Here is a 17,487-nt window from a genome sequence, read left to right as displayed (position 1 = left end):
TTTAAAACTTTACAGCACTTTCTTTCCCAACTTTCAAAAACTCCCCTACTTCCTCCACCATTTTTTTGGAACCGATATACAAAGGCGTCCGCTGATGCAAGGAAGTGGGTTGGATATCCAAAATCCGTCCGTGTCCATCAGTTGCCATACCTCCCGCCTGTTCGGCGATAAAAGACAAAGCATTGGCTTCATAGAGTAGCCTGAGTTTTCCCTTAGGGGATTTTACAGTTGTAGGATACATGTAGACGCCACCTTTGAGCAAGTTGCGGTGAAAGTCCGCCACCAAGCTTCCGATATACCTGGCGCTGTATTCATTGGATTTACATTTTTCGATATAGGCTTTTAATCCCGGTTCAAAAAGGTTGTAACTTCCCTCATTCACGCTGTATATATTCCCATTATTTGGGGCAGACATATTTGGATGCGAAAGGAAAAATTCCCCAAGCGATGGTTCATAGGTAAAGCCGTTGACGCCATGCTCGGTCGTATAAACCAACATAGTCGAAGAACCATAGAGTACATACCCTGCCGCCACCTGTTGGTTGCCGGGCTGCATGATGTCCTCGGGTTGGATGGGACTTCCGATAGGAGTCACTCTTCTGTAGATGGAAAAAATCGTCCCGATCGAGATATTCACATCGATATTGGAAGAACCGTCCAAAGGGTCAATCGCGACAACATATTTGCCGGAGCCGTTTTGCAAGTCGATGACTTCATCGTCTTCTTCAGACACGACGGCGCAGACTTCTCCGCCTTTGGTCAGCGCTCGGGTAAAGCGGATATTGGCGATGACATCGAGTTTTTGCTGTTCTTCACCCTGCACATTGGTTTGTCCAAATGCACCACCGATATTTGCCAGACCGGCTCGATTGGTTTCGCGGTTTACAATCTTGGCTGCAAGGGCAATATCTCTCAGCAGCTGGGACAATTCACCCGAGGCAAAGGAAAATTCCTCTTGTTTCATTTTGATAAAACGGTCCAAAGTGGTGCCGACAGAATATGCCAAAGAAGAGTCAGAGGGGCTGTAATGTTTGATTTTCATAGTATAAGAAAAATACAATTATTGGGTTTATATACTTAAAATTACAAATTAATTTTTATGTCAAAAACATTTGTATTCAAATTTGGCGGGGCTTCTGTGAAAGATGCCAATTCTATCAAAAACTTGCGTGAAATTTTGTTCAATCGATTGCGAAATCATACAGTGGTAGTTGTATCTGCCATGGGAAAAACCACCAATGCCCTGGAAGAACTTTTGAATTTGAAATTAGAGGACAAACCATTCTATGAGAAAAGTGCAAAATTAAAAAACTACCATCTTGAAATCTGCCGGGAACTTTTCCTACCAGAAAACCTGATCTTTCCTGCTATCGAAAACTTTTTCTCCCAACTTGACAGGACCTTGGAAAAACCCCTGAGCAAAGAAAATTATGATGAATATTACGATCAGGTAGTTTCATTCGGGGAGCTGATTTCCTCAAGGATTGTACAGGAATACCTATGTGCCGAAGGGATTTTTTGCCTTTGGCAAGATGCGCGGGAAATCATTTCCACTGACAGTGATTATCGGTTTGCCAAAGTCAAATGGGAAAAAACCGCCACCCAATGCCAAAAACACCTGATGGCAAAGTTGGAGCGGTTTCCTGTCATCACGCAGGGATTTATAGGTTCGGACGATAAAGGAAAAACCACCACGCTTGGAAGGGAAGGTTCGGATTTTACCGCAGCTATTTTGGCACATAGCCTGCGTTCACAGTCGGTCACCATTTGGAAAGATGTGGAAGGTGTGCTCAATGCCGACCCGAAGCGATTTCCCGATACAGTAAAATTTGAGGAGTTGGATTACAGGGAAGCCGCCGAGTTGACTTATTATGGTGCGTCGGTCATCCATCCCAAGACCATCAAGCCTTTGGCCAACCTTTCCATTCCGCTTTTTGTCAAGTCATTTTTGAATCCTGATGGAACCGGAACGCAAATCCACCATGTGGACAAGCCGAATACCGTTCCCTGCATCGTAGTGAAGGATACACAGGTTTTGGTCAGTTTCCGGGTGACGGATTTTACCTTTATCAATGAATCCCATATCCATCAGGTATATACTGAAATCGAAAAACTCAAACTGAGGGTCAATCTTTTGCAAACTTCCGCTATCAGTATTTCGATTGTAATTGACAAACAGCTTTTTAAAATGGAGAAACTGATTGCTGCTTTGGCAAAGGATTTTGATATCAGATACAATGAATCCCTGCAACTCGTCACCGTCAAAAACCACAACCGTAAAATTATGGAAGAATTGATGTCGGGCAAAGAGGTGCTTTTGGAACAGGTCACGCGGACGACCTTTCAGATTGTAATCAAGCCACTAGCTGAGTAATTTGCTGACGGTTTTTTCTATTCCAGGCAAATAACTTTTGCCAAAAAGTAGCAGGTGTACCAAAAGCGGGTACAGGTTGTACACAGGGACACGCTCTTTAAATCCCGGTTCCAAAGGAAAGAAACTGTCGTAGGCTTCATAAAACTCCTCCTCAAAAGGTCCAAACATCCTTGAAAAAGCGAGGTCTACTTCCCTATGACCGAAATATACAGCCGGATCGATCAAGACCGGAATGCTGTTTTTTCCCCGCATGATATTCCCCGACCAAAGGTCGCCATGTAGCAGGGAAGGTTTTTCTTTTGGGAAGAAATCTTCCAACAAAGGATAAATCTTTTGGAATTTTTTCAAAAAATCCAAATCAACCAAGCTTTCATAGTATGCCCTCCCGATAAGCGTATCCAATCTGGATTGGATAAAAAAGTCAGGCCAAGAAGGATTGGGTTGGTTTTGTTGCGGGATGGAAGCAATGTAATTGGAAGATTTATATCCAAAATCATTTTGGGTGGCCATATGCATCTGTGCCAAACCGAGACCAAGTTCCTGCCAATAACCGGAAGTTGATTTCTCAGCATCAATCCATTCCATCAAAATGAAATTGTAGGATTCATCCCGACCAAAATTATAAACCTCCGGGATTTTTAAAGGGCAATGGGCCCGCATCATACTCAGGCCATCAGCTTCTTTTTCGAAAATATCTTCCGATTCCTCAAAATTGGTTTTCAAAAAAAACTGGCCACCGGAGGTCTCCAAAAATACGCCTTGATTGATATTGCCTGCCGCGATTAGTCTTGCCTGTTTCAATTTCACCGAGGGTCCAAAGCTTAAAAAAAGAATTCTTTCAAAAACCCCATTTGACTCAAACATACAGGTTATGCTCTACTTTGAGTCGCTCCAAAAAATGATCAAGTGATTCGTCGATTATTTTGTAAACCTGCTCAAAGCCTTCCTCGCCGCCATAATAAGGATCGGGGACTTCAATATGGTCAGGATTGGGATGAAATTCCCTCAGCAAAAACAATTGGTCATGTTTGATATTGTGCCTCGTCATGACATTTTGAATATTCCTTTTATTGGACATATCCATCGCTACGAGGTAATCAAACTCGCGAATATCTACACGGTTGAGCTGCCGGGCACGGTGGGAAATCGGAATTTCGTGATTTTGGGCACAAGCAAGGGTTCTTTCATCAGGCAATTCTCCTATGTGATAATCCGAAGTTCCACAGCTGTCACTGGTAAATTTCCCCTCAAGTCCCTGTTGTTTTATCTTATGGTTAAAAATACCTTCCGCAAGGGGAGATCTACATATATTTCCTAAACAAATAAACAAGACTTTGACCATACTAAAGGGCTTATACAATTTCGAGGTGAAAGAGAATTACAAGTTATAAAATTTTTATTGATGTCATCACATCAAATAATTTCTGTCGAACTTTTCATTAAAAATTTTCAAAATTTTATTCTGTTTGATTCACCTTTTTTACAAAAGTCATTTTAAAATAGTAATATTTCCTAATAAAAATGCGAAGATTTTATGATATGATATGAAATGCAGAACAAAATTCTGAAAAAAAATTCCATTTTTTTCTTCAAAGTATGCCAAAAATTACGATGTACTTAACAAGAGTCCCTATTCCTTTTTAAAAATTGAATTTTTTATAATTTCCTTGATATCTGAAGGATCATAATGACGGTTAATTCTAGCCTTGGCCACCTGTTAATTGACACAATTTGGATTTTAGATAACAATAATGCCCCAAAAATATACTTACTTATCTAAATGAAATTATTTGGAGAAATTTGGAATCGATTAAGGGCGAACAATGGGAAAACCCAAGAAAAAAAATTTTAAAGCATTTCTAATTAAAACCCTTTGTTTCTATTTTAAAATTTTTTTACTTTGAATTGCAAAGTACTTTTAAATGGAAAAAGAAAAATATATCCAAGACCTCCGACAGATCAAAGAGATCATGGACAGGTCTTCCAAGTTTATTTCGCTCAGTGGTTTGTCAGGAGTCGCTGCCGGGATCATTGCACTTGCAGGAGCTTGGTATGCTTACCGGAATATTTACACAGAAAGTGATTTTTATGGATATCAGGTAGTGACAATCAGTTCTGAATCCATTGCTTCAATAATTGGACTAGGTATAGTGATTCTTGTTCTGGCGATCGGCGCAGGTGTATTTTTCACTGCCAAGAAAGCAAAAAAGGCCAACCAAAAAGTCTGGAATTCACAAGCCAAAAGGTTGCTGATCAACTTATCCATCCCTTTGGTCACCGGGGGCTTACTCAGTCTTATTTCCCTTTCACGTGGATTTATTGGGATCATTGCCCCGCTGACACTCATTTTTTACGGTCTTGCATTGGTCAATGCTTCCAAATATACCCATGAAGAAATTAGGAGTCTCGGCATTATCGAAATTGCGCTCGGTTTGCTTTCGGCCTACTTTATCGGATTTGGACTTTTGTTTTGGGCAATCGGTTTTGGCTTGTTGCATATTGTGTACGGCATCATCATGCACTACCGCTACGGATCGTGAAAGACATACTCAAGGATTTGGACAAAGCTTTTGAAAACAAGCTCAGGTTGGGAATCATGTCAGCTTTGCTGGTCAATGATTTTCTGGATTTCAATGCCCTAAAAGAAATCCTCGATGCCACCGACGGCAACCTTGCAAGCCACCTCAAAACTTTGGAAAAAGAAGGATATATCACCTACACAAAAGAATTTGTGGACCGAAAACCAAATACCAAATACATGGTCACAGAGTCCGGAAAAGAAGCATTTATCAAACACCTCAAAGCAATAGAAAACCTGTTAAAGTAAAAAAATTTATCCACTCACTTTGTAATTCAAAGTACTTTCAAACCAACCATGGAAAACTCATCCCTAAAACCCCTGCTCTCACTCAAGTATTCTGTCACGCTCAAGTTGGTCGTAATCGCATTTCTTGGTTTGCTACTCCTGATCCCTACAGCACTGATCCAATCCGTCATCGACGAACGCGCCTTTCTCAATGACGAGGCCATCAAAGAAATCGGTTCCAAATGGGCCGAATCACAAGAAATCGTCGGCCCGATCCTTTCTATTCCCATAATCTATGAAACAGAAAAAGACGGAAAAATAACCCGGATTACAGAGGATTACCATATTCTTCCCCAAGACCTGCGCATTGAAGGGAAAGTACTTCCTGAAATCCTCAAAAGAGGGATTTTTAAAGGAGTTGTCTATAGATCCGATCTTGCTGTCAAGGGTAGTTTCATGGTGTTGGATGATTTTGACAAGAAGGATTTTGTGGGATTCAACCATGGGGAAGCCAAGGTTTCTTTTGGTGTGACTGACCTCAGGGGAATTGAAGAAGAAGTACAGTTTACTGTCAATGGCGAAAAAAAGCAGGTCAATCCAGGCACTGGAATTTTTAAAGTAATTCCTTCAGGATTCAGTATTTCGATGCCAAACCATGAATTCAAAGCCGGCGAATCCATCCCCTTTACCATTCAACTCAAGCTCAAAGGGAGTAAAAACCTTTCATTTATCCCGACTGGAAAGACGACAGATGTCAAAATCCAATCTTCCTGGACCGCTCCAAAATTTGATGGAAAATTCCTGCCCAACGGCAGAATTTTGACTGAGGAAGGTTTTACGGCAGAATGGAAAGTATTGGAATTGAACAGGAATTATCCCCAATCATGGACCAACAATGCCTATGCGGAAAATCTGAAATCAGCATCCTTTGGCGTGGATTTGCTTTCACCTATGGAGGATTACCAAAAATCCACCCGATCTGCCAAATATGCCCTCATGACTATAGGATTGACTTTTCTGATGTTTTTCCTGGTAGAAGTATTGGGGAAAAAGAACATCCACCCTTTCCAATATGCGATGGTAGGGTTTGCGATTTGTCTTTTCTATATCCTTCTGGTGTCCATTTCGGAACAGGTCAGTTTCAATATTGCCTACCTGATTTCCACCATTGCTGTTGTAGGTACCATTTGTCTTTATTCTCTGTCCTTGTTTAGGGTAAAAAAATACACCCTCATTTTGGCAACTGTGCTTCTAGGTTCCTTTGGGTTCTTGTTTGTGACGCTGCAGATGGAGGATTATGCGCTTTTGATGGGAAGCATCGGTTTGTTTATCATCCTAGCGGCCACGATGTACATTACCAGAAACATAGATTGGAACAAAATGAGTTTGGGAAAATCAGAAGAAAGCTAAGGTTAGCAATTAATGTCCTTTAGATAATAAGGATTCGATGAGCTTTTCCAAAGTTCGGATTGGACGTTAAGAGATTATCTTGCCTTTGTTCTACCTTTGGAAAAGTTTTTCACTATTCAACGACCGATCTAAACGTCAATGGATAATTAATTGATAATAAAACCCCGATTCATTCCCTAATCTCCCTATCTAGGTGAAATTCCTTTTGAGGGGGATTTGAATCTTTATCCCTATTTTTGGGACATGAAACCACTGTATGATTTTTCGATAAGGACATTTTCAAAACTGGCGGGAATCTCCAAAGGAAGCAATGCCAAGCTTGAAAAACTGGTGGATGGCAGAAAGGACCTTTTCGAAAGATTGACAGCATTCAAGTCGGGATTTTCTAAGCCCATTGCCTGGTTTCATGTGGCTTCGCTCGGAGAGTATGAACAGGCAAAACCTGTCATTGCCGAATTGAAGCACCGAAAGTCTGAATATGGAGTCGTAGTCAGTTTTTTCAGTCCTTCGGGTTATGAAATAGCCAATAGGAAGCCCCAGGAAAATGTGGACTTCATCACTTACCTTCCTTTTGATACGGCCACGAATGCCAAGAATTTTTTGGGAATTTTGGATCCAAAAATCGGCTTCTTCGTCAAATACGACCTTTGGGCAAACCACATCTTGGAAGCAAAAGAAAGACACATCCCGCTGTTTCTTTTCTCGGCATCTATGCGGGAAGACCAGATTTACTTCAAGGGCTATGGGACATTCTTTAAAAAAATACTGACCTCATTTGATCATATTTTTACCCAAAATACCCAAACCAAAATCCTGATCGAAGGGTTGGACTTCCATCAGGTGAGTGTCGCGGGTGATACCAGATACGATAGGGTAAAGTCGATAGCGGAGGCACCAAAGTCCTTTCCAGAAATACAATCTCTTGTCAAAGGCAGGAAAACAATGGTGGTTGGTTCAGCTTGGGAGGAGGACATGAAAGTCCTGATTCCTTTCATCAATGCCCATCCGGAGTATTTTTTCATTGTCGCACCCCACGATATCAACCTTGAAACTTTGGCAGAATGGAAATCCAAGATCGATAGGCCATCGCTGAAATACTCTGAAATTTCGGGTCAGAAAAATGCCGATGTGTTGTTTATAGACAATATCGGCATGTTGTCTTCTCTGTACCAATTTGCGCATATAGCCTATGTCGGCGGCGCTTTTGGGAAAGGGCTGCACAATATCCTGGAAGCCATTGCTTACAGGATTCCGGTGATTTTTGGCGAACTCAAAAAGGAAGGGAAATTTCCCGAGGCCGGCATCAGTCAGGGGTACGGTTGCGGGTTTTCGGTATCAAACACAAAACAAATAGAGAAGACAATCCTGTATTTGTCGGACCAAAGCCACTACCTTCAAGCTTGCCAAGCTGCCGAAAAACTTGTTAGCGACAATGTCGGCAGCGCCAAAAAAATCATGGATACCATCATCACCAAAATCAACCACGCATGAAAGGAAGGATCCTCAAATCCACGGGAAGCTGGTACACGGTCAAAACTGAAAAAGGTCTCTTTAATGCGCGGCTCCGTGGCAAATTCAAGCAGGATGACCTCAAGTTGACCAATCCTATTTCAGTCGGTGATTATGTTCTCCTTGAGCAGGAAGCCGACCAACCTTCCTCTGTCATCACAGACATCCTTCCCCGGGAAAATTACATTATCCGTAAATCCACCCGAAAAAACCATTTTTCACATATCATCGCTTCCAATATTGACCAGGCTTTCCTAATCATCACACTGAAGAATCCGAGGACTTCGTTGGGATTTATAGACCGGTTTTTGGTCAGCACTGAGAGTTTCAGGATTCCTACTTCCATTTTGGTCAATAAAATGGATATTACTTACAAGGACAAAGACATGGAATACCTGCAGGACATCAAGGACATTTATGTGCCCTTGGGTTATCCGGTATATGAGATTTCGGCTTTGAACAGTACTGTATTGCAGGAACAATTCCTGCCGTTGCTTAAGGGAAAAACGACCTTGCTCTCCGGCCACTCCGGTGTGGGCAAATCTACTTTGCTCAATAAAATTGTCCCTGAGGCAGTACAGGCTACCAAAGAGATTTCAAGATTCAGTGCCAAAGGAGTACACACAACCACCTTTGCCGAAATGTTTGAAATCGAAGGTGGAGGCTACCTGATCGATACTCCCGGGATCAAGGAATTTGGGATTTTGGACATTGATGAATTTGAATTGTCCCACTATTTTCCGGAGTTTAGGAAGTACCTCGGTCAGTGCCGGTACAACAACTGTCAGCACCTCAACGAACCGGGATGTGTGGTCCTTCAAAAACTCGAAGAAGGATTTATCCATCCTTACCGCTATGACAGCTATGTCAATATACTGAATGAAGAGGATGACCACCGATAGATGGAGGTTAGAAGTTTGAAGTCAGAAGCTTTGAAACCACCGCCAATTGCTTTAATTTTCGTTTTTCAATGACAACCCCATGAACAAGAGCAAGACTTTGGTACTGAACCACCGTCAGATCAGTCAGAAAATCACCCGCATGGCTTATGAAATCTATGAGCGCAATGCTTCCGAATCCAGTATTGTCTTTGCCGGGATTACAGGAATGGGCCATCAGTTGGCTGAATCCCTTGCCGGAGCACTGAAAGAAATATCTCCTTTGGAGGTGACTGTGCTTGAAATCATCCTGGACAAATCGGATGTAAACAGGGGAGATGTATTGCTTTCTGAAAAAGTAGACCTGTCCAATAAATGTGTGGTGGTCGTGGATGATGTCCTCAACACCGGCAAAACATTGGTCTACGCCTTGTTGCCTTTTCTCCAATCTTCGATCAAAAAAATAGAAGTCGCTGTCCTGGTCAACAGAAGCCATAAACTGTTTCCCGTATCTCCGGATTACACGGGATTGGAATTGGCGACCACACTCAGCGAGCATATTTCCGTAGATTTATCTTCTGATAACCACACTGTCCACCTTCATTGATCCTCCATGTCTGTTCATAATTCCTCCAATATCAAAAGAATCACCACCCATATCCTTCAGGAAATGAAGGCCCGTGGAGAAAAAATATCCATGTTGACGGCCTATGATTTTTCGATGGCAGGTATCGTGGACGGCGCAGGGATAGACATCATATTGGTTGGTGACTCCGCATCCAATGTCATGGCCGGACATGAGACTACCCTTCCGATTACTTTGGATCAGATGATCTATCATGCGACTTCTGTAGTAAGGGCAGTTTCCCGTGCATTTGTCGTGGTGGATATCCCTTTTGGATCTTATCAGGGCAACAGCTCGGAAGCATTGAGATCCGCCATCAGGATCATGAAGGAATCCGGGGCACACGCCATCAAAGTGGAGGGCGGGGCCGAAATCAAAGAATCTGTTGTCAGGATTCTCAGTGCCGGAGTTCCCGTCATGGGACATTTGGGATTGACTCCGCAGTCGATATACAAATTTGGGACATACACCGTCAGGGCCAAGGAAGAAGAGGAAGCAAATAAGTTGATTGAGGATGCCAAGTTGCTGGAAGCCTGTGGCTGCTTTGCGATTGTTTTAGAAAAAATCCCCGCGTCTTTGGCCAAAATAGTAGCCGAAACGGTCAGTATTCCTGTCATTGGCATCGGTGCAGGACCGGATGTGGATGGACAGGTTTTGGTAGTCCATGACATGCTTGGTATCAATCAGGAGTTCAAGCCAAGGTTTTTGAGACAATACGCCAACTTGCAGTCTATCATGACAAAGGCTGTACAAGATTATATCAGTGACGTAAAATCAAGAGATTTTCCCACGAAGGAAGAGAGTTATTGAGCCCAAAATTTGGAAGAGTATATTAAAGAACAATCATTTTTTTGCTGATTCTGATCCCTTTTTCATTGGTAAATTGGAAAATGTACAAACCCGGCGCGGCAGAAGGCAATTGGATTTCAAGTTCAACATTTGCGGGAATCAAGATATCCTCTGCCATGATTTGTCCCAAACTGTTGACAATTCTTCCGGTACCGGATTGGGATACCAAAACCTTAAAAATTCCACTGTTGGGATTTGGGTAGATTTTTGCCAAAAATTCCCCGTCTCCCGGCAAAGTGCCTTCTCCCTGATATTTCAGATACTCCAATCCTCCTGCTGTATTGCCCAATAATAAATCCCTTTCTTCCGAAAAAGGTTTTGCCAGTGAGGTGATCCAAGTGTTTCTTCCAAACTTGGTTTGGGAAGTCCGGTTTTCAGAAAGCAAGACTTGCACTGTCTCCCCTTCGCTTTGGTTCATAAAATCGGTAATATGGAACAGTATCCCTCTTTGGTCGATGGCATAGAGCGAAGGTTTTTGACCTTGGATTACATGGACACTGAGATTTCTGGAGCCGGGATTGTCAGAAAAGCCCAAAAAATCTTCCTCCAAAACAGTAAGAACCGGAGAAGCGGATAAATCAATAGAATAGAGCAGCAATTCACCTGTTTGACGGGCCAAGAGCAAATAATCCTTACCCTCAAAGACAAACAATTCCAAATGGTCAAAAGGACGGACAATTGTTCTGGGAATCAAAACCTCCTGCATCTGAGTAAAATCCTGATTTCTTCCTGAAAAGATCCTGCGTTGCAAAGAATTATTGACCGTATCCACCCCGCTGATCCAAAAGGTTTGTTGGTTTGCTGCATTGAGATAATCAAAATATTGGAGGTCGGTAAAATCTAAGTTAGATAGTCCCAGAAAATCTTTTTCTATCAATTCCCAACTGTCTCCGTCAACGGAATAGCGATAAGCCATCCCCAAAACCTTTCCATTCAATAATGAATTGGCTGTGAGTACCAACTCCCCCGAGGTAGTCAGGCCTTTGTAGTATGGCCTGGAGTTTTCTCCCAAATCCAACATGTCCGACTGCAAAAATGGTCTTTGGGTAGGCAATCCAGAGCTTCCTTTGGATATTTCAAATACATTTTCTGTAAAATCGGATTTGAACACCCCGGCTGAAGCTGAGGAATTGCTGCTGATGATCAGGCTATTTTCCCAAAGATAGGCAGCATGGTAGATGGGAAATACCGGCAAAGTCCCAAAACCCGGAACTTCTGAGGAAAAAGCATCAAACAATGGCTGCCGGTCTGTTCCTTTGTTTGGCAAAAAATAAAGCGTATTGCATTCATCCCTTCCCAAAAGCAAATCCCTCACCCCATCATTATCAAAGTCTGAATACAACATAGAATGTCCGCCGGTATGCAGGATTCGGTTTTCTGGTCCTGCATCTGCCAACCTCCCCATAGGCAGTCCTTCACAGGTTATCCCAAAGCTGAAAGTCCCACAGCCGCAAAATTCAAACCTGCCCCACCAAGGTTCAGGAAAAGCAAAACGATCGATATCAGCAGTTCCTTTTCTTTCCACACTTGTATTGAGGTAAAAATCCACATAATCACCCAAATTGAAGGTAGCAATATCCAAATCGCCGTCGCCGTCAATGTCCAGGATTATGGGGATGTCGAGGTTATTGGCGGTGAGGTTGGAGCCGTTTTCCAGTCGGAGAAAATTTTGGGCGACTTCCCACTTAGGAAATAAATCTCCCGAATTACTAACATTTTTATAAGCCTTGATCCCAAAGGGGCTACTGGTAAACAAATCCTTTTTCCCATCGAGATCGAAATCTGCCAAAATCAAAAACCCGTTGATGTCATTGGGAAAAAAATAGCTCATTTCGGGAAGGTATTTGAACTCGCTGCCGATTTCTTCAAAAACCAAAACCCTTCTTGCATTGATATCCCAAACGACCCATTCTTCCTCTCCGTCTCCATTGACATCCATTCTCTGGTATTGCGAGGCGTTGATCCCGACGGCAAATGGAAGTGGGATTTCATTTCCCTCATGGATGATTTTTTTGCTTTGGTCAAAAGAAAAAGTCTGTTGCGCCGCTACAAAGGTGCAGGTGGAAAAAAACAAAATCAGAATCAAATATCTCATCAAAACGGAAACGTATAAGCCCTAAAATTAAACGAATGAATTTGATATAAGATGTTTGGGATTCCTTTAATTATTAAATGAAAGTAGGATTTACGATTTTTGATTTACGATTTACGGACATCTTTCCGGCATTCGGGGATTTTCGATCTCTTTACGTTTTGAATGTTGAATTAGTAAAACCTGAATTGAAGTCCTAATGATCCTGCTACGGACTATGGACTTGTTTAACTTAAACCCACTTTTCTGGCAACATTCCCGATAATCATATAATTTTAGCCATACAAAAATATTTATGAACATCGAATCCCTTTATACCCATTTTCTACAATCCACAGGTGTAAGCACAGACACAAGAAAAATCGGCCAAGGCAATATCTTTTTTGCACTGAAAGGTCCAAACTTCGATGCCAACGACTTTGCACCAAAGGCTTTGGAAGCCGGCGCAAGCTTGGTGGTAGTCGAGGAGCAAAGGGTAATTCCGGATGGAGATCCGAGGTACTTTTTAGTAGAAGATGCTCTATTGGCGTTGCAAAAACTGGCCAACCACCACCGGCATCAACTCCATATTCCGATCATCGGACTGACCGGAAGCAATGGCAAAACCACTTCCAAAGAACTTCTGCATGCCGTCCTGAAGCAAAAATTCAAAACCTCTGCCACTGTCGGCAATCTCAATAACCACATCGGCGTACCCCTGACTTTGCTCGCCATCACCCCCGATACCGAAATCGCGATCATAGAAATGGGCGCCAACAAGCAGGGAGACATCAAGGAACTTTGCGATATCGCCGAACCGACCCATGGGTTTATCACTAATATCGGCAAAGCCCATCTCGAGGGAATGGGCGGTCCGGAGGGTGTGCTCAAAACCAAAACCGAACTTTTTCAACACCTGAGAGAAAACAAAGGAACCGTTTTTATAAACAGCCAAGACCCGATCCTTTCCAACATGGCCAAGCGCTTTGAGAATCCTATTCTTTATCCGGGGAAAGGAGATTTTTGTGAAGTGACTTTCGAAGGGGCCGATCCTTTTGTGAGATTCCGGGTGGAAGGAGAGGATAAAATCCACCTTTCCGCACTGATCGGTGCCTATAATTTTGGAAACATCGCCACTGCACTTACACTTGGAAAGTACTTCGGTGTGCCGATGGACCAGGCCGTGGCAGGCATTGTTTCCTACCAGCCATCCAACATGCGCTCGCAACTGATCGAAAAAAGAAGCAACCTCATCATCCTCGATGCCTACAATGCCAACCCTTCCAGCATGGAAGTGGCGATTAAGACCTTTGGGGAAATGAGCGGCAAAAAGCATAAAATGATCATCCTTGGCGATATGTACGAATTGGGTGAACATACCGAACCGGAACACCAAAAACTTGGGGAATGGGTAAGCCAATACAAGTTTGACAAGATCTGTTTTACCGGCAAGCATGTGCAGGCGGCGCTATCAAAGGCTCCGATTTCTGCCCTGTACTTCCCCGATCCTTTTTCCTTCAGAAACTGGCTGCAGGACTCCAAGCTCGAAGATTACCTGATCCTGATCAAAGGAAGCAGGGGAATGAAACTGGAAGGTTTGGTGGATTTTATTTGAGGGAACCTAGTTAAGTCCCGATTGGAAGATCTTTAATTGAATAACCAAAGGTATTTTAAATCTTAAATTTTGGTGGAGTATGTATGCATTTGGGATATAAATAAGTAAGTTATGCAGCAGCTTAAAAAACGACAACTTGAATCATAAACTGATATACTACCTTTTTACTTTTTTGTCCACTTTTTTCATTTCTTGCGGGACAGAGAAAAACAAAGCTATAGAAACTGAAACTGATGACGGTTTACCCCCAAATACCATTCAACTTAGAGAAACCGTCAATGAGGAAGATTTGGATGTAAATGAATACTTAACCGAACGACTCAAACCGATCAGGGAAAATTTTAAGCGAATTAATTCAATTAAGGATTGGACGTCAATTGACACGCAAGAACTTTGGGATTCGACAGAAGGCGGAGAAGCTAAGTATTATTACCAAAGCGGACAATTGGAGAAGATTATAACACGACACTTTGGAGAGACCTTCCAACAGTTGACGGAATATTATTTAATGAACGGACAACTTTCATTCGTTTTTGAAAAGTCATATAGATACAACAGACCTATTTATTACGACACGATAGTAATGAAAGAAAATAATGACACAGAAGCATTCGGCTTTGACATATCAGAAATAATTGAAGACAGAAGTTATTTTGAAAACAGCAAGCTTTTACACAAAATTGAAGATGGAAATAATGGAGCATCTTATGCAGCTGACTATCTGATTGAAGAAGAGAAAAGAATGATAGGCGATTTTAATTATTTAATAAAACATATTCTTTCCGACTTCTCAAGTGAATTTAGAGATTTGACTATTGTAAACTTATTCGACCCAATTTTTGCAGACTTTAATGGAGATGGCTATAAGGATAAGGCAACATTCAAAAAAGACAATAAAACATCGGGTATCATCATTGAACACGGAAAAACTAATGAAGTAATAAAAATTGGTTTTGGTGAAAAATTCGCTCACCTGACAGAATTTAATTGGGTTGACTTTTGGGGTCTTGTAAAGGACTTAGAAACTTACGAAATTGTAATTGAAGACAGTGAAATTATAGGAGGCAAAAAAGTAATGCTTGAAAATCCCTCAATTTTAATAAGAAAAGAAGAAGCAGGTGGCGGATTGATTACTTTCAAAAACGGTAAATATCAATGGATACATCAAGCGGACTAAAAAGCCGACCGCATAACATCACCCTGCTAGGTGTAGATTGTATCTACACCTTTTTATTTAGTAGAATTTGCAATTCATTTCAGCAAGAATTACCTTTCGTTTGGGTGTTTGGTTGAATAGGCCAATTGCAAATTGGTTAAGATAAAACGGTGGAATTACAAATCCCACCCAGTCCACTATCAATCGCTAAACTACACCAAGGTGGGGTAAACAATGCTAGAAAAACCAAAAATAGAAATAAATTTATGAGATGTTCTGTTTGCAAAAACGAAATTGAAGAAAATTATTGCCCGAATTGTGGTCAATACTTCAAAGATAAGAGAGTTAACTTCAGAACAATATTTATAGATTTGTTTGATAGTGTTTTTTCTCTTGAAAGTTCTTTTTTCAAAAATATAAAAGTAGCGGTTAATCAACCTAAAACACTGCCAACTAACTATTGGAATGGTTTTAGAAAGTTTTATTTTAGCCCTGGAAAATTCTTTACAATAGCATCCTTGTTTCTTTTATTACACTATTCAATAGCAAATGAATTTTTGGGTATTGTTGTATCAAGTAATATTTCTTCACAATTTGTTGTTTTATTAACTAATATTCTCTTATTAACTTTTTCAAGTTTTTTATTATACATACAATTCAAGAAAAATTTATTTGAACATCTAATTTTGAATCTTTATAATGTAAGCTTATGGATAATAATTTTTGTGCCAATATCAATATTTTTGAGCTTAGTACTTGACAATAATAAAATTGAACAATTCTTTTTTGTGGCATTTCACATATTGGTAATCGTTTGGAACTCAAAAGCGTTTGAATTGACAATATTCAAACGCATTCTCTTTGTTACTTTAAATTTAATTTTAATATATGGAACTCTATTATTCTTAGTTTATAAATATGGTGAATTCTAACAGAAAAATTTTAAGTTAATTGTGTGGAAAATATAAACACTGTTTACAATCGAGTAGACGGCCTCGCCAGCCGTTAAGTTAGCGAGGTGCGCCCCCGCTAGGTGTAGATTGTACCTACACCTTTTTATTTAGTAGAATTTGCAATTCAATTTAGCAAGAAATACCTTCCGTTTGGGTGATCGTTTGAATAGTCTAAATACAGCCCGCTATCGCGGATGTGGACATGAATGGCATAATTTTGATTAATATGAATTACTTAGACTTTGAACAAATCAAACCAATGATTAATAAAGGTAAGACCATAGAGCAATTTATTGGTTTTACAAAAAGCGATGATTTTTCGACATTGAAGTGGATTTCATTATATCTTAACGAAGAGGAATATTGTGTAGATTTTCATGAAGTGTTTGACGACAGAAAAGAAGGGATTGAAAATATTTATGATTTCCCATATGTTGAGCCTGATGATATGTATGGTAAAAGAATGCATCAAACTGTAGATTTTGAATCACTGACGGAATGGATTTTTAATCACTTTTCGGTAAGTCGTGATAGGTTTTTACCTTTTGACTTCCTAAATGAGGAACTTGGAAAAGAAAAATAATGAACAGCGGTAATCGAGTAAACGGCCGTGAGCTATAAGAACCAAATGATCCCCATAGAAAGCTTTCAATTGAATGACCAAAAAGAGGTTAAAGATTTTGTTCTGAACATTCAGAATAACGAATTCCTTTTAGGTTTTTCAGAAATGGACCAACCTGATCTTATTGATATTGCACATTTCTATCGTGACGGTGGTTTTTGGACAGCTAAAAGCCAAAACGAAATTGTAGGCACTATAGGCCTCCAAAAAATAGATGCACACAATGCAGTGCTGAGAAAAATGTTTGTTAAGAAAGAGTTGAGGGGGAGAGAATTAAGTATTGCCCAAAAACTTTTCGACACATTATTTGAAGAGGCAAAAATGAAGGGTTTTCAAACCATTTGGCTTGATACACCTGCAGTAGCAACTGCCTCACATCAGTTTTACGAGCGAAACGGGTTTGTCCAATCAGACAAACAAAACTTACCCGATGGCTATGTTTTTCCTGACAAAAACTCCAAGATCTACAAATTAACCGTGAAGTAATCCTATCACCAAAGGAAGCTTGCGCAGGAGTATAGATGGATTGATGGATTTTATTTCAATATCGTTTAGATAAGCTGTTGCGTTATGAAAACCTTTTCCAAAGTTGGGACAAGACCATGATAATCTTAAAACA

Annotated in this window: 17 protein-coding genes; 13 read left to right on the top strand and 4 right to left on the bottom strand. The window is 40.9% G+C overall.

What is annotated here, in order from left to right; all coding sequences use genetic code 11:
- Nucleotide 1: 1 nt before the first annotated feature.
- Nucleotides 2-1,042 carry a class 1 fructose-bisphosphatase gene (gene fbp / locus MMU07_RS09325; RefSeq protein WP_241125598.1) on the bottom strand — a complete coding sequence of 347 codons (1,041 nt, stop codon included), beginning with the start codon at nucleotides 1,040-1,042 and terminating at the stop codon, nucleotides 2-4.
- A 57-nt stretch (nucleotides 1,043-1,099) separates the two neighbouring features.
- On the opposite strand from fbp, the gene MMU07_RS09320 reads away from it, so the two are divergent.
- Nucleotides 1,100-2,374 (top strand): aspartate kinase, encoded by a 1,275-nt coding sequence (locus MMU07_RS09320; protein ID WP_241125597.1) that lies wholly within the window; start codon nucleotides 1,100-1,102, stop codon nucleotides 2,372-2,374.
- Here MMU07_RS09320 and MMU07_RS09315 read toward each other — a convergent pair.
- Nucleotides 2,363-3,238: a fructosamine kinase family protein gene (locus tag MMU07_RS09315; protein WP_241125596.1), complete on the bottom strand. Its 876-nt coding sequence runs from the start codon at nucleotides 3,236-3,238 to the stop codon at nucleotides 2,363-2,365. The two genes, MMU07_RS09320 and MMU07_RS09315, sit on opposite strands and share 12 nt — an antisense overlap.
- Nucleotides 3,231-3,716: a low molecular weight protein-tyrosine-phosphatase gene (locus MMU07_RS09310; RefSeq protein ID WP_241125595.1), complete on the bottom strand. Its 486-nt coding sequence runs from the start codon at nucleotides 3,714-3,716 to the stop codon at nucleotides 3,231-3,233. The genes MMU07_RS09315 and MMU07_RS09310 overlap by 8 nt, the downstream gene beginning before the upstream one ends.
- A 580-nt stretch (nucleotides 3,717-4,296) precedes the next feature.
- Here MMU07_RS09310 and MMU07_RS09305 point away from each other — a divergent pair.
- From MMU07_RS09305 to panB, 7 genes are all read left to right on the top strand, one after another.
- Nucleotides 4,297-4,914 (top strand): hypothetical protein, encoded by a 618-nt coding sequence (locus MMU07_RS09305; RefSeq protein ID WP_241125594.1) that lies wholly within the window; start codon nucleotides 4,297-4,299, stop codon nucleotides 4,912-4,914.
- Nucleotides 4,911-5,201, top strand: coding sequence for a winged helix-turn-helix domain-containing protein (locus tag MMU07_RS09300; protein ID WP_241125593.1), 291 nt, complete (start codon nucleotides 4,911-4,913; stop codon nucleotides 5,199-5,201). Before MMU07_RS09305 ends, MMU07_RS09300 begins: the two co-directional genes overlap by 4 nt.
- A gap of 48 nt (nucleotides 5,202-5,249) precedes the next feature.
- A complete protein-coding gene (creD, locus tag MMU07_RS09295; RefSeq protein ID WP_241125592.1) occupies nucleotides 5,250-6,590 on the top strand; it encodes a cell envelope integrity protein CreD in 1,341 nt (446 codons plus the stop codon).
- Between the two features lie 243 nt (nucleotides 6,591-6,833).
- A complete protein-coding gene (locus MMU07_RS09290; RefSeq protein ID WP_241125591.1) occupies nucleotides 6,834-8,081 on the top strand; it encodes a 3-deoxy-D-manno-octulosonic acid transferase in 1,248 nt (415 codons plus the stop codon).
- Nucleotides 8,078-9,001 (top strand): ribosome small subunit-dependent GTPase A, encoded by a 924-nt coding sequence (rsgA, locus tag MMU07_RS09285; protein ID WP_241125590.1) that lies wholly within the window; start codon nucleotides 8,078-8,080, stop codon nucleotides 8,999-9,001. The genes MMU07_RS09290 and rsgA overlap by 4 nt, the downstream gene beginning before the upstream one ends.
- 79 nt (nucleotides 9,002-9,080) lie before the next feature.
- The gene (locus MMU07_RS09280) at nucleotides 9,081-9,584 is read left to right on the top strand and encodes a phosphoribosyltransferase family protein (protein ID WP_241125589.1); all 504 of its coding nucleotides are present in this window, start codon (nucleotides 9,081-9,083) and stop codon (nucleotides 9,582-9,584) included.
- A 6-nt stretch (nucleotides 9,585-9,590) separates the two neighbouring features.
- Nucleotides 9,591-10,412 (top strand): 3-methyl-2-oxobutanoate hydroxymethyltransferase, encoded by an 822-nt coding sequence (gene panB / locus MMU07_RS09275; RefSeq protein ID WP_113923433.1) that lies wholly within the window; start codon nucleotides 9,591-9,593, stop codon nucleotides 10,410-10,412.
- A gap of 22 nt (nucleotides 10,413-10,434) precedes the next feature.
- Here the strand turns inward: panB and MMU07_RS09270 are convergent, their stop codons facing one another.
- Complete coding sequence (locus tag MMU07_RS09270) at nucleotides 10,435-12,546, bottom strand: T9SS type A sorting domain-containing protein (protein ID WP_241125588.1); 2,112 nt, start codon at nucleotides 12,544-12,546, stop codon at nucleotides 10,435-10,437.
- A 292-nt stretch (nucleotides 12,547-12,838) separates the two neighbouring features.
- Between MMU07_RS09270 and MMU07_RS09265 the strand changes: the two genes are divergently transcribed.
- The 5 genes from MMU07_RS09265 (at nucleotide 12,839) to MMU07_RS09245 (ending at nucleotide 17,354) form a co-directional block, all read left to right on the top strand.
- Nucleotides 12,839-14,137 carry a UDP-N-acetylmuramoyl-tripeptide--D-alanyl-D-alanine ligase gene (locus MMU07_RS09265; protein WP_241125587.1) on the top strand — a complete coding sequence of 433 codons (1,299 nt, stop codon included), beginning with the start codon at nucleotides 12,839-12,841 and terminating at the stop codon, nucleotides 14,135-14,137.
- Between the two features lie 136 nt (nucleotides 14,138-14,273).
- Nucleotides 14,274-15,314, top strand: coding sequence for a hypothetical protein (locus MMU07_RS09260; protein ID WP_241125586.1), 1,041 nt, complete (start codon nucleotides 14,274-14,276; stop codon nucleotides 15,312-15,314).
- A 149-nt stretch (nucleotides 15,315-15,463) separates the two neighbouring features.
- Complete coding sequence (locus MMU07_RS09255; RefSeq protein WP_241125585.1) at nucleotides 15,464-16,225, top strand: hypothetical protein; 762 nt, start codon at nucleotides 15,464-15,466, stop codon at nucleotides 16,223-16,225.
- 247 nt (nucleotides 16,226-16,472) lie between these two features.
- Complete coding sequence (locus tag MMU07_RS09250; RefSeq protein WP_241125584.1) at nucleotides 16,473-16,829, top strand: hypothetical protein; 357 nt, start codon at nucleotides 16,473-16,475, stop codon at nucleotides 16,827-16,829.
- Between the two features lie 45 nt (nucleotides 16,830-16,874).
- Nucleotides 16,875-17,354, top strand: a complete 480-nt coding sequence (locus MMU07_RS09245) for a GNAT family N-acetyltransferase (RefSeq protein ID WP_241125583.1) — start codon at nucleotides 16,875-16,877, stop codon at nucleotides 17,352-17,354.
- Nucleotides 17,355-17,487 lie beyond the last annotated feature (133 nt).

This window comes from Cognataquiflexum nitidum, assembly GCF_022538055.1.
Taxonomy (GTDB): Bacteria; Bacteroidota; Bacteroidia; order Cytophagales; family Cyclobacteriaceae; genus Cognataquiflexum; species Cognataquiflexum nitidum.
The sequence above is the reverse complement of the archived record's forward strand: the minus strand, read 5'-3'. Positions and strand labels throughout refer to the sequence as shown.

Excerpts from the sequence above, each read along its gene's own strand:
- MMU07_RS09245 (WP_241125583.1), top strand. The coding sequence starts at position 16,875 with ATGATCCCCATAGAAAGCTTTCAATTGAATGACCAAAAAGAGGTTAAA.
- panB (WP_113923433.1), top strand. The coding sequence starts at position 9,591 with ATGTCTGTTCATAATTCCTCCAATATCAAAAGAATCACCACCCATATC.
- rsgA (WP_241125590.1), top strand. The coding sequence starts at position 8,078 with ATGAAAGGAAGGATCCTCAAATCCACGGGAAGCTGGTACACGGTCAAA.
- MMU07_RS09250 (WP_241125584.1), top strand. The coding sequence starts at position 16,473 with ATGAATTACTTAGACTTTGAACAAATCAAACCAATGATTAATAAAGGT.
- MMU07_RS09315 (WP_241125596.1), bottom strand. The coding sequence starts at position 3,238 with ATGTTTGAGTCAAATGGGGTTTTTGAAAGAATTCTTTTTTTAAGCTTT.
- MMU07_RS09305 (WP_241125594.1), top strand. The coding sequence starts at position 4,297 with ATGGAAAAAGAAAAATATATCCAAGACCTCCGACAGATCAAAGAGATC.
- MMU07_RS09290 (WP_241125591.1), top strand. The coding sequence starts at position 6,834 with ATGAAACCACTGTATGATTTTTCGATAAGGACATTTTCAAAACTGGCG.
- MMU07_RS09320 (WP_241125597.1), top strand. The coding sequence starts at position 1,100 with ATGTCAAAAACATTTGTATTCAAATTTGGCGGGGCTTCTGTGAAAGAT.
- MMU07_RS09270 (WP_241125588.1), bottom strand. The coding sequence starts at position 12,546 with ATGAGATATTTGATTCTGATTTTGTTTTTTTCCACCTGCACCTTTGTA.
- MMU07_RS09265 (WP_241125587.1), top strand. The coding sequence starts at position 12,839 with ATGAACATCGAATCCCTTTATACCCATTTTCTACAATCCACAGGTGTA.
- fbp (WP_241125598.1), bottom strand. The coding sequence starts at position 1,042 with ATGAAAATCAAACATTACAGCCCCTCTGACTCTTCTTTGGCATATTCT.
- MMU07_RS09280 (WP_241125589.1), top strand. The coding sequence starts at position 9,081 with ATGAACAAGAGCAAGACTTTGGTACTGAACCACCGTCAGATCAGTCAG.
- creD (WP_241125592.1), top strand. The coding sequence starts at position 5,250 with ATGGAAAACTCATCCCTAAAACCCCTGCTCTCACTCAAGTATTCTGTC.
- MMU07_RS09310 (WP_241125595.1), bottom strand. The coding sequence starts at position 3,716 with ATGGTCAAAGTCTTGTTTATTTGTTTAGGAAATATATGTAGATCTCCC.